We start from the raw sequence: 12,273 nt of genomic DNA, 5'->3' as shown, positions 1-12,273 counted from the left end.
GTAAGGTGCCTGCCGGACGCAGGTGCCTTTTTTACTTACTTGCCTTCCAGCGCGTCGAAATCCGATGCGTCATGGCGTTCCGGCAATTGCTCTGACGCATCGCCCCAGGTGCGGTTGACCTTACGGCCCCGCTGTACCGCCGGACGGGCATTCACGTCCTGCACCCAGCGCTGGAAGTTTTTATACGAAGCGACATCAAGGAATTCCGCCGCGTCATACATGCCGCCCAGCCCCAGCGCGCCGTACCATGGCCAGATGGCGATATCGGCGATGGTGTATTCATCCCCCGCGATATAGCGATGGTCGGCCAACTGGCGATCCAGCACATCAAGCTGACGCTTGGTTTCCATGGCGAAACGGTTGATGGCGTATTCGATTTTCTCCGGCGCGTAATGAAAGAAGTGCCCGAAGCCGCCGCCGAGATACGGGGCAGAGCCTTGCAGCCAGAACAGCCAGTTCAACGTTTCGGTACGCCTGGCACGGTCTTTCGGCAGGAAATGGCCGAATTTCTCTGCCAGGTAAAGCAGGATCGCGCCGGATTCAAACACGCGCACCGGCGGGTTAACGCTGTGATCCATCAGCGCGGGGATTTTCGAGTTCGGGTTGACGTCCACGAAGCCGCTGGAGAACTGGTCGCCTTCGCCGATGCGGATCAGGTGGGCGTCATACTCCGCGCCGCTTTCGCCCAGCGCCAACAGCTCTTCCAGCAGGATAGTGACCTTCTGGCCGTTGGGCGTGCCCAGCGAATAAAGCTGAAGCGGATGTTTACCTACCGGAAGGGTGCGCTCGTGGGTCGGGCCGGCGATCGGGCGGTTGATGCTGCCCCAGGTGCCGCCTTGTTTTTCCCAGGTCCAGACTTTTGGAGGTTGCCAGGATTGATCGGACATAATTTTCGCTGCCTCTGTTTTGAGAGAGTGTTCTTAGAGAATGTGCTGAGAGATTTAGCGAAGATAGCCGACCTGGCGGCCAATGTGTAGCAAGCCGTGCGCTTAAACGGCGGGAGTATGATACATTTCCCGCGCTTATAAATGACCACAACACATAACAACGGGTATGCAGTACATTACTAAACGATTTCGCTGGCTTCTGCTCGTTGTCCCGTTACTCAGCGGCTGCGGCACGCTTTCGCAGATGTCTTCCCCGGCAGGTACTCAGGAACTGCTGACCCATGAATCGCTGGATGGCGACGTGGATAGCGTGGTGCGCCATTATATGGCGCAAAAAGCGGTTTCCGGGATGACGGTGGCGGTGATCCATAACCACGGCGAGCCGCAGTATTACAGTTGGGGCGTCACTGATGAGACCCATCGCTACCCGGTAAAGCCAGATACCCTGTTTGCCCTCGGCTCGCTCAGTAAAGGGGTGACGGCGGAAGTGGTGACTTGCCTGGTGAACGAAGGGCGGCTCAGCTGGGATGACAAACTGGCGACGCTGTTGCCGCCGGGCACGCCGCTCAGCGGGGATGCGCAAAATATCACCCTGCTGGAACTGGTCACCCATACTTCCGGGTTGCCGCGCCAGAATATGGATCTGCCGATGCTGAAAAAATTCATCGGTTATTTAGGCAGTGGCGAAAACTTTTATGGCGAGCTGGATAGCGATAACGTTGTGCATTATTTAGCGGGCTGGCAGGCACCGCAAAGCAAAGTGCCGGAATATTCCAACCTCGGCTACGCGTTAATCGGCTATATCCTGAAATATAAAACCGGCGACGATATTCAGACGCTGGCGTCGCGCTATATTTTTCAGCCATTAAATATGGCCAGCACCAGCTTTACCCCGGAACAATTAAAAGGCTTTCCGCAACGCGCGCTGGGCCATGCCGGGGATCAGCCGAAATTTATTCGGCGCGGTCAGTTAACCCCGGACTGGCACTTTGATAACAATATGGTGGCGGCGGCGAGCTTATACAGCAATGCTGAAGACCTGATCGCCTATGCCCGCTACCACGTGTCGAAAACCGATAACAGCGTGCTGGATGTGGTCTTCGCCGAAGTCAGCAATATCTATTTCCACCGCCCTGAAGGATCGCAGGAAATCGCCTGGGCCACCGACTTTATTGGCCGGGAAAAAATTACCTATCAGGTGGGCTATATTGGCGGCTACTCCAGCTTTATCGGCTTCGATAAAGAAAAAGGCAATGCGGTAGTGGTACTGCAAAATGCCTTTAACTGGAGCAACTATATTGGCATGACGCTGTTGCTGGATATGGCGAAAAACGATCGCCAGATCTCCGGCAACCGTTTCGCGAATAATTAAGCTTCTTTACGCCCCAACCAGCGCTCTTTCAGCAGCGAGCCGGCAATCCCGATATCCAGAATGGGCGACGGCGGCAGGAAATTAGCCTCGCCCAACGACCGCATATCTGCAATCAGCGGGTTGTCCTGTTTGAGCATCACATCCGCCAGCAGGCTACCCGCCACCGTCTGTTTAGAGACCCCTGCGCCATTGCAGCCGCCTGCGGTACAAACAAACGGATTCAGCGCTCCCCACACCGGCGCGCCGTTGCGCGTGACGCTGATGGTGCCGGACCAGGTATGCTCCAGATTCACCTCGCGCAGCGTCGGGTAAACCTTGTTAAATAAGCGACGGTGCAGTTGGGTGGCGTGCCAGGTTTGCTCCACGCCGACCTGGCCTTTCAGGGCAGGCGTCACGTGCTGGCGGATCAGGAAGCGGCGATCGGTGGTGAAGCGGAACGTCGCCCCCGCGATGGCATTCACTGGCGTCAGCCCCCAGCTTTGCATCGGCGGCAGCGTCGCCAGCTGTTCATCGGTCAACGGCTCGGTGATGCTGGCGAAGGTCGCCATCGACGCCTGGCGAGTCATGCCGGGCAATAATGCGGAAGAGAGCGCGTTGGTCGCCAGCATCACTTTCGGGGTTTTAATGACGCCATGCGGGGTGACGACTTCCGCCACGTTGGTGTAGCGAATGCCCAACACCGGTGTGTTATCGAAACTCTGCACGTTATCCGGCAGGCAGTGGGTCAGCCCGGAAATGAGCTGTGCCGGGTTCACCAGCACGCAGCTCGGGGTATAAATTCCTTTGCTGTAAAACCGGGTGCCGAGTTTTTCATACAGCGCATCGCTTTCTAACGCCTGATACGGCTCCTGCATTAAATCGAGATGGCTGGCGTACTCGTTTAAAATACGATCGTTGCCGCGCTCCACCTGGCAGTGGTATTTCCCGGCATTTTCCCAGTCGCAGGCAATGCCGTGATGATCAATCAGACGTTCTAATTGACGAATGCCTTCCTGGAGCAGGTTACGATAAGCGTTAGCCTTTTTTAATTCGGCGGTGGAACTGCCGATATTATGCGGCAGGCCGATCACGAAACCGGAATTGCGCGCCGATGAGCTTTCCCGCGCGCTATGGGCATCGACGATGACAATATTCAGGCCGGGGTTAATTTCCGCCAGGCGGCGGGCGAACGCCACCCCTGCGAACCCCGCGCCGACGACAACCCAGTCGGCGGTCATATCGCCATTTAGCGTAGGATGCGGGGCGAAATGCTGCTCGCCTTCCGGCCAGCCCACCTGGTTGTGATTAAACGGTATTGATGCGTAGCGCACGGCCCTGAGTCCTTTTAGGAAAGAAACCAATTTTATAAAGTAAAGATTGCTATTCACGCCAGTGATAATCTGAGGGTTATTGATTTCAGACAAGTACAATCAGGAGAGGGCATGAGCCTGTCGATTATGTTGCAGGGAACCGCCTCGGACGTTGGGAAAAGTACCCTGGTGGCCGGGCTGTGCCGCATTTTTTCCCAGGAGGGTTATCGCACCGCGCCGTTTAAATCGCAAAATATGGCGCTGAACTCCGGCATCACGCCCGATGGCAAAGAGATGGGCCGTGCTCAGGTGTTCCAGGCTGAAGCCGCGGGGATCGCCCCCGACGTGCGCATGAACCCAATTCTGCTGAAGCCTACCAGCGACCGCAAAGCGCAAATTGTGTTAATGGGCAAAGTTGCCAGCGACATGGACGCCGTGAGCTATCACGACTACAAACCGACACTGCGCGAGACGGTGCGCGAGGTCTACCACAGCCTGGCCGCTGAGCATGACGTAATGGTGCTGGAAGGGGCGGGCAGCCCGGCGGAAATCAATCTGCGCGACCGCGATATCGTCAATATGGGCATGGCGGAGCTGGCGCAATGCCCGGTGATTTTAGTGGCGGATATCGACCGGGGCGGGGTGTTCGCCGCTATCTACGGCACCCTGGCGCTGCTTCAGGAACACGAGCGCTGGCGGGTAAAGGGCGTGATCATCAATAAATTTCGCGGCGACGTGGCGCTGCTGACTTCCGGGCTGGAGCAAATCGAAGCCCTGACCGGCGTGCCAGTGATTGGCGTGATGCCGTGGCTGGACGTCAGCCTGGAAGATGAAGACGGCGTGGCGCTCCAGCGCGGTAAATATCGTGATGTCACCGAGCGCCCGCTGGAGATCGCCTTGATCCAGCTACCGCATATTTCCAACTTCACCGATTTTAATCCGCTGGCGGCCCAGCCCGATGTGCGGGTGCGCTATGTCACCTCTGCCCATCAACTGACTGACGCCGATCTGCTGTTGCTTCCCGGCAGTAAAAATACCCTCGGCGATTTACAGTGGCTGCGGGAAAGCGGGCTGGCAGAAGCGCTGCTGGCGCGGCATCGGGCGGGAACGCCGGTCATGGGCATCTGCGGCGGCTACCAGATGCTCGGCAGGACGATTATTGATGAGGTCGAATCGGGGCTTGGCGAGCGTGAAGGGCTGGGCTTGCTGGACGTAGTTACTCGGTTCGCCCCGGAAAAGGTCACTACGTTGGTAAGCGGCGCGACGGCGGATACCTTCAGCGGCGTGTTACAACGGTGCGGTCAACTGCCGGTAACTGGCTATGAGATCCATATGGGCGAAACCACGCGCGGCGAGGGCGTCCAGCCGATGTTAACCTTCATCGATCGCGTTGACGGGGCCGTTAGCCGGGATGGGCTGGTGGCGGGGTGCTATCTGCACGGGCTGTTTGATAACGGCGGCTTTACCCGCGCGCTGCTGGACACCCTGCGTCAGCGCAAAGGCCTTGAGCCGTGGGACGGCGACGTGCTGGATTACGCGGCCCATAAAGCCCAGCAGTTCGATTTGCTGGCGCAACAGATGCGCGAACATATTGATATTGCGCGCATTTACCAGATTATGCGCGAGCACAAGGAGCCTTGCTGATGATCCTGATTACCGGTGGGGCGCGCAGCGGCAAAAGCCGCCACGGCGAGCGGCTCGTGCAGGGGATGGCGGATCGCGTGCTGTATATCGCCACTTCGATGATTTTTGATGACGAGATGGCTGATCGAATTAAACATCACCAGCTCAGCCGTCCGGCCCACTGGCGCACCGTAGAAGCGTGGCGCGATCTCCCCGCCATCATCACCCCGGACAACGACCCGCAGGAAGCCATCTTGCTGGAGTGCATCACCACGCTTATCAGCAACCTGCTGTTTGATGTTGTCGGCGATACGCCGGAAGAACGCTGGGATTACGTGGCGATTGAGGCGCATATCGACGCGCAGATTGCACAGTTGCTGGCGGCCTGCGCGGCGTGCCCGTCTCCGGTGGTGTTAGTCACCAATGAAGTGGGCATGGGGATCGTGCCGGAAAACCGTTTAGCGCGTCATTTCCGCGATATTGCCGGGCGCGTCAATCAGCGGCTGGCGGAGCAGGCGGAACAGGTGTGGCTGGTGGTGTCGGGAATTGGCGTGAAGATTAAAGGATAAGGCGATGGGCTTTGGGCCCATCGCCGGGTCTGACTTAGAACGTTTTGCGTAAGCGCAGGCTGAAGTTGTGCGCCTGATAATCTTCACCCGCTTGCAGATCGTAACGCGCATCCAGGCTCAGCGAGTTCACATCATACAGGGTGCTGCCAATAGCCACGCCTGCCATATCTTCAACCGGGGCCGCACCTTTGGTGATAAAGCTGGTTTCACCAATGCTGTCTGCGGCGTAGGTCGCGGTATTGCTCATCTGCTTGTTATCGTACTGGTGGATCCAGGACAGTTGAACAAACGGCGTCAGGTTACCCAGACCGGTTTCAAACGTCTTGTCCAGACGCGCGCCGATATCGCTCACCACGGACTGGTTGTGGGAAGAATCCACGTCCAGCGCCATGCCGTTGCCGCCGGTTTCCGAATAGCCATCAATATGCTGATAGCTGTAAGAGAGGCCCGCCAGCGGCGTCAGCGTGACGTCTGCGCCCAGCGCGAACGGATAACCAAACTCACCCTGTACCGTCACAGACTGGCCGTTGAACTTGCCGCGCGCGTGGCCGGAGAAGCCGGTGAAATCAACGTGGCGCGAGGTGTCGTAGTTCTGGCGGTTAACCCCTGCGGACAGGTTCATAAACCACGGTTCGCCAGTGTAACTGGCGTAGCCGATCAGGCCGTAGTTATCTGCCGTTGAGGTGTTGCCGTTCAGGTTGTCTTTACCGTGAACCGAGGTGTTGCTGTAGTTCACTGCCGCACCCAGACGCCATGCGTCATCCAGCGCACGGTCGGCGCCGATCAGCAGGCCGCCGAATTTCGCGCTGTAGCCGCTGATTTGGTCAGTGCTGTCACGGCGCACATAGCCGCCGAACGGCTGCGCCCACATCAGCCAGTCGCTGTAAGCATCACCGGTAGAGACGCCGCTCATGCCTGCGGTTTGCGGGTTGCGCAGGTTATCCATATGGTTGCCAATCACCGAGTAGGCCGAGGCCGTGGCGGTTTGCGTCGCCTGGCCGGCGCTGATGCTCTGGCCCGGAGACAGGCGCTCGCCCACGCGGTTAGCTTCCAGGGTGTTATCAATCGCCAGCGAGGCGTTGTACAGCTCCAGCAACTGCGGAGAAATACCGGAGTAGCTGCTCAGGCCGCTCAGCGCGGAGGTCGCGTTTTGCGTGGTGGCGTAGCCAGGCTGCGGCTGCGCCGGGGTTTCCGGTTCGGCTGGCGTGACTGGCGCTTGTGGGATAACCGGGGCGTCTGGGGTGACAGGCGCTTCAGGCGTTACGGGGACTTCAGGCGTCACCGGAACTTCAGGCGTCACCGGCACTTCCGGGATAACCGGTACTTCAGGCTCAACCGGCGCGTCTGTCAGGCTGACAACCAGCGCGCTGCGCGAACCGTCGAGCAGGGTTTTACCCGAGACGGCGCCTTCGTAACCCGATACTTTATATTTCAGCTGGTTGGCGTTGTACTGGGTGCCGCTGGCATCCGCATCAATCACCACATAGCGCTGGCCGCGCGCAAAGGCATAGCTATTTTCTTTTTGTACCAGGTTAACGCGCGAGCCCGCATCAACCACTGCCGAGCCGGTCACGTTCAGACGCCCATAGCCGCTGTCCTGGCTGCCGCCGTTAGCGATGGCGCCGTCGGCTACGCCGATAATCAGCGTGGCATCGCGCTTCTGGTGATAGTTGCCGTTGATGGCGATTGGGTTATTGATCTGGATTTTCGCCGCGTTGTTAAACACGGTGCCGCCGGTGATGACATTGTCATTCAGCAGAACAGAACCAGAATTAAAGTTGATGTCGCCGCCCGCGCTCAGCGTGCCGATCGTGTCTTCAATGATAGGGCCAGGACCTATAGCGAAAATGCCAAAAATCGGCATTTGGGTTGCGCCAGAGAACTTACCCTGAGCCCCGCTGCCACCCGTAATATTCAGCGGCGCATTACCCCGCACATAAATATCACCAATGATTTCACCCTCGTTATGAAGGTTATTCATGACGCCGGTAGAATCAATCGCAATATAACCGCTGCTGATCTTGCCATAGTTATTCAGTGCGGAAATCGTTCCAGAATTACGAATTGCCGTTGAATCATTGCCATCGAAATAGTTATAGCTGTTGATTGAACCGGTATTATTGAGGGTATTGATCGTTCCCTTATTAATAATTGTACTGTTATTAATCAGAGCGGAGTTCACTTCGGAAGAAATAATCCCAATGGGATAACTTTCCATACTGCCGTCATTTTGCAGCAGGTCAATAACGCCATTATTTTGCAGGGCAGTATTCCCGCTAATACGGCCATTGGTCATATTGGTGAGCGTACCCACGTTGCCACGGTTGAAAATCGCGGCGCTGTTAACGACAACAGGGTTGTTCATGTCGTAAGAGACGCTGGCGTTAATGGAACCGCTATTGATAATGTTATCGGTCTGGCTGTCCGCACCGAGATATAAGCCGTTATAGGCAGATAAATTGGCGTTGTTCTGAGCGTTGATGAAGTTCGTGTTTTCCAGGGTGCCGATATATCCTTCGTTCTGGATACCGTGACCATCCAGGCTGTAGATCCAGCCCTGATTGGTGAACAGATCGACGCGCCCCTGTGAACCCACCGTGACCGCTGAGCCTGATGAGGGTTGAACCCGGCCTTGTGCTGTGACAGTAAAATCAGGGTATGTGGTATTAATCGTGACGTTTCCGTAATACGGCTCGTCAATAATATTTCCCAGGTCGGCGTACGCGGCTGGCGCAAAGAGCCCTGGCGCAGCCGTCAATGCCACCAGCATAGCGCCACGCTGGCTAACGTTATTTTTTTTCATAATGTCCGTTGCGATGTCTAATTGTTTTAGATAAAAGCAGGTTTAAATAATTCAGGAGTAATCCGATTTTATTTATCGGCAGAATATCGATTTACATGACAAGATCAATCACAATTTCTTAACTGTCCTACCGCCAAAATATGACTTAAATTAAATTTTGAAATAATATTTCACTTAGTCAGGATGCCGTTATGCCGCTGCGTTTGTTAACGCCACGTTATTATTTATTGATAAGCCTGATGTTTTTATCGGCTGGCTGCGTAAACAGCGACAGCCGTGACCGTGCGGCGCTGCTCGTAAAAAAAACTGGTCTGAACACCAGAGATTTACACACCGCAAGCTTCAAACTGCGAGCCTGGCAGCGCATTAATGACCCTGCGCAGCCGGTGCGGGTGTATATCGAAGGCGATGGTTTCGCGTGGGTGAGCCGCACACGTCCATCCGACGATCCTACGCCACGCCAGCCCACCGGATTAATGCTGGCGGCGGCAGATGCTTCAGCCAATGTGTTATATCTGGCACGGCCCTGTCAGTTTATCGGTCCGCCGCTTCCGGCAAACTGTCGCGCGACGTGGTGGACCGACAGTCGTTTCTCGCCGAGGGTAGTGCAGGCGATGGACGACGCGCTGAGCCAGGCACTGCAACCCTGGCCCGGCATGCCAATAGAGTTAGTCGGTTATTCCGGCGGCGGGGCCGTTGCGGCGCTGATTGCCGCACGGCGCAACGATGTGCGCTCGCTACGCACCGTGGCGGGTAACCTGGATGTGGCTTACGTCAACGCCGTGCATAACGTCTCTGCGATGCCCGACGCGCTTAGCGCCCTGGACGTGGCGCGGCAATTGGCGAATCTGCCGCAGATCCATTTTACCGGCAGCGATGACACCACCGTCCCGCCTGAGGTGGCGAGGCGTTTTCAGCAGGCGGCAGGGGGGCATTGTGTGCATATTGAAGACGTGAAGGGGATGGCGCACGGTTCAGACTGGGCGGCAGTCTGGCCGTCGCTTTTGCAGCAACAGCCAGACTGCCGTTGATATCAGACGAACATTTTTAATCGCTCCAGCCCGGCGGCGAGGTCGGCTTTTAAATCGTCCATATCTTCCAGGCCGATTTGCAGACGCAGCGCTCTACCGCCGGGCTGCCATGTGGTCACCGTGCGGTATTCCGCGCAGTTAAACGGAATAATCAGGCTCTCGAAACCGCCCCAGGAGTAGCCCATCGCGAAGATCGACATATTATCCAGCATGTGATCGACGCTGGCTTTGCTGTATTCCGGTTGCAGGATGACAGAGAACAGCCCGGACGAGCCGGTAAAATCGCGCTTCCAGATCTCATGGCCTGGACAGTCCGGGAATGCCGGATGCAGTACTTTCAGCACTTCCGGGCGGGATTGTAGCCACTGCGCCATCTCCAGCCCGCGTTTTTCCGCCTCTTTCAGCCGCAGATACATCGTGCGCATCCCGCGTAGCGCCAGGAAACAGTCTTCCGCGCCGGGTAGCATCGCCATCAAATCGTAGGTTTTCCGCAGTTCCGGCCACCAGGCCTCGTTAGCGGAGACCATGCCCATCAGCAGATCGGAATGGCCGCCGAGGTATTTGGTCCCGGCTTCTACCGATAAATCGCAGCCGTGCTCGTGGGCGCGGAAAAATACCGGCGTCGCCCAGGTATTATCGATAATAGTGGCGATACCGCGCGCTTTGGCCTGCGCCGTCATGGCGGGCACGTCCTGGATCTCAAAGCTCTGCGAACCGGGAGATTCCAGGAATAGCGTGGTGGTATTGGGGCGGAACAGCGCCTCAATTCCCGCGCCGATCAGCGGATCGTAGTACTCGGTTTCAATGCCCATTTTCGCCAGCAAACCCGCACAGAACAGGCGTGTGGGTTTATACACGCTGTCCGGCATCAGCAGATGATCGCCCGCTTTCAAGGTGGTAAGCAGCGCCAGGGCGATAGCGCCGAGGCCGGAAGGGGAGAGCACGGTACCCGCCGCGCCCGCCAGCTCGCTCCACGCGTTCTCCAGATTGGCGATGGTGGGCGTACCCATAGTGCCGTAGTTAAACTCAGCGCGATTGTTTTCAATATCGCTGACGGTGGGGAAAATCACCGTCGAACCGCGATACACCGGGCTGTTCACGAAACCTTTTTGCTGCGCCGGGTTTCTGCCAATTTGCGTAATCCGCGTGCCGATAGTGAAATTTGAAGGGGATTCTTTACTCATCAGGTACCTCTTTAACCAGCGTTATTCGAAAAACTTAAAGAAGGGGGACAGACATAGCAAGATGCCAAAAAAGGTGATGAACCAAACGCCCGGACCTTTAAACTGATGCAGCGTTTTAACTTTATAAACTAAATAACAGGGAATTAAGCAGGAGACTAACCCGAATAATGGACTGCCGAGCTGCATAAAAAATAGAATCGAAAAGCGGGTGGAAATCCATGCCCACAGCCCGAGCACCACGCCAGCGTGAATCGCCAGGTTCAGCGTTTTGTGATTGATTTTCTCTTCAGGAATAAAGCGGCTGATAATATTCACCACAATCCCTTTAATGGCTTCCTGAAAGCCCAGGTAAATACCGAGGAATGCCGTTAATATCGCGAAGATATTTAATAGTGCGCTCATCACTTTCACGACAGCGCCGGGGATGACCTGGGCGGCAATCGCCAGCGCGGAGATATTCTGTTCGAATGCAGAGACGGCCTGGTCATGGCTAATGGCGAAAGTAAACGAGAAAGCGAAGAATAAAACTGCCACCGCCAGGATGATATACGCCACCCGGTTAGCGCGGATCGCGCGGTACGTGGCGATGCGGCGGTCCGGCTCAACTTTGCGATAAGCGATATTCATCGGGCTGAGGATCTGGACAAACAGAATTGAAAAAAGGGTAAACGGCAGCGTTAAAAACACATCGCGTAAAAAAGAACCCAACGGTGGAAACGCACTGATATTATTGAAATTCCAGTGTGGAACCATCACAAGGCCCAGCGCCACGATAATACCGAACTTCACGCAGACCATCGGCCCGGAGACCTTAAACAGCAACCGTTCGCCCTGTGACGCGATACTGACCAGCGCCACCAGAATCACCAGCCCGTACCAGACAGAATCCGACAGTAATCCGTCTGTTAATCCAAACGTCTGTATATAGGAGGCGCTATCGAAGGTGACCGCCAGCGAGTAGGAAAACATGCCGTGCAGCAGCATTAAAAAATAGGCGATGCCCAGCCAGAATCCCCAGTTTTTACCCAAATACTGAGTAATGACGTTGGAGTAATCTTCGCAGTTTTCACTTTCCGAGAGGGTTTTTAAATATAAGCTTTGCAATAAATAGATGGCGGGATAAGCAATAATTACCGAGGCGATAAATACCCAAATCCCTTTTATGCCGATTTGCACCGGCATAAAGACAATGCCGGAACCGATCGCCATGCCAATACATAATACGACCCATCCGGCATCATATTTAGTAAAAGGAATCGATTGATGAAGCTTTTCAGAGCGGGGTACGGAGTGAGAAATGTCATTCATAATAGTTTCCTGTCGCAATTTATTAAAATAATGGTGACGCATGACTGCAACGGCGGTGATAGTTATTATTGAGTTCATTCATTTTCTGACTGCAATATCATGGTACGTAACGATTAGCGAAACGGAAAGGCGTCGGTAGTGCTAAGTATCAACAAGACTTGTGCGTAAAACGCAAAAGTTGATGGGTATCGCTGTTTGAGTAACAGC

9 protein-coding genes are annotated in these 12,273 nt (G+C 55.6%); 4 read left to right on the top strand and 5 right to left on the bottom strand.

The window, feature by feature from the left end:
* Nucleotides 1–35: 35 nt before the first annotated feature.
* Nucleotides 36–887, bottom strand: coding sequence for a glutathione-dependent disulfide-bond oxidoreductase (gene yghU, locus ACVV26_RS18420; RefSeq protein ID WP_474798638.1), 852 nt, complete (start codon nucleotides 885–887; stop codon nucleotides 36–38).
* Nucleotides 888–1,053: 166 nt separating this feature from the next.
* On the opposite strand from yghU, the gene ACVV26_RS18415 reads away from it, so the two are divergent.
* Complete coding sequence (locus tag ACVV26_RS18415; RefSeq protein WP_474798637.1) at nucleotides 1,054–2,259, top strand: serine hydrolase domain-containing protein; 1,206 nt, start codon at nucleotides 1,054–1,056, stop codon at nucleotides 2,257–2,259.
* On the opposite strand, the gene ACVV26_RS18410 is transcribed toward ACVV26_RS18415, so the two are convergent.
* Complete coding sequence (locus ACVV26_RS18410; RefSeq protein WP_474798635.1) at nucleotides 2,256–3,569, bottom strand: NAD(P)/FAD-dependent oxidoreductase; 1,314 nt, start codon at nucleotides 3,567–3,569, stop codon at nucleotides 2,256–2,258. The two genes, ACVV26_RS18415 and ACVV26_RS18410, sit on opposite strands and share 4 nt — an antisense overlap.
* Nucleotides 3,570–3,680: 111 nt before the next feature.
* On the opposite strand from ACVV26_RS18410, the gene ACVV26_RS18405 reads away from it, so the two are divergent.
* Both ACVV26_RS18405 and cobU read left to right on the top strand, forming a co-directional pair.
* Nucleotides 3,681–5,192, top strand: coding sequence for a cobyric acid synthase (locus ACVV26_RS18405; protein WP_474798633.1), 1,512 nt, complete (start codon nucleotides 3,681–3,683; stop codon nucleotides 5,190–5,192).
* Nucleotides 5,189–5,740: a bifunctional adenosylcobinamide kinase/adenosylcobinamide-phosphate guanylyltransferase gene (cobU, locus tag ACVV26_RS18400; RefSeq protein WP_474801912.1), complete on the top strand. Its 552-nt coding sequence runs from the start codon at nucleotides 5,189–5,191 to the stop codon at nucleotides 5,738–5,740. The genes ACVV26_RS18405 and cobU overlap by 4 nt, the downstream gene beginning before the upstream one ends.
* A 34-nt stretch (nucleotides 5,741–5,774) precedes the next feature.
* Here the strand turns inward: cobU and ACVV26_RS18395 are convergent, their stop codons facing one another.
* Complete coding sequence (locus tag ACVV26_RS18395; RefSeq protein WP_474798632.1) at nucleotides 5,775–8,543, bottom strand: autotransporter family protein; 2,769 nt, start codon at nucleotides 8,541–8,543, stop codon at nucleotides 5,775–5,777.
* A 191-nt stretch (nucleotides 8,544–8,734) separates the two neighbouring features.
* On the opposite strand from ACVV26_RS18395, the gene ACVV26_RS18390 reads away from it, so the two are divergent.
* Nucleotides 8,735–9,574 (top strand): alpha/beta fold hydrolase, encoded by an 840-nt coding sequence (locus tag ACVV26_RS18390; RefSeq protein WP_474798631.1) that lies wholly within the window; start codon nucleotides 8,735–8,737, stop codon nucleotides 9,572–9,574.
* Between the two features lie 2 nt (nucleotides 9,575–9,576).
* Here the strand turns inward: ACVV26_RS18390 and metC are convergent, their stop codons facing one another.
* Both metC and ACVV26_RS18380 read right to left on the bottom strand, forming a co-directional pair.
* The gene (gene metC, locus ACVV26_RS18385) at nucleotides 9,577–10,758 is read right to left on the bottom strand and encodes a cystathionine beta-lyase (protein WP_474798629.1); all 1,182 of its coding nucleotides are present in this window, start codon (nucleotides 10,756–10,758) and stop codon (nucleotides 9,577–9,579) included.
* A 21-nt stretch (nucleotides 10,759–10,779) separates the two neighbouring features.
* Nucleotides 10,780–12,066, bottom strand: a complete 1,287-nt coding sequence (locus ACVV26_RS18380; RefSeq protein WP_474798628.1) for an amino acid permease — start codon at nucleotides 12,064–12,066, stop codon at nucleotides 10,780–10,782.
* Between the last annotated feature and the right edge of the window lie 207 nt (nucleotides 12,067–12,273).

The organism is Atlantibacter sp. MEI4A-1023 (genome assembly GCF_056155425.1).
This window is presented reverse-complemented; position numbering and strand designations above follow the sequence as displayed.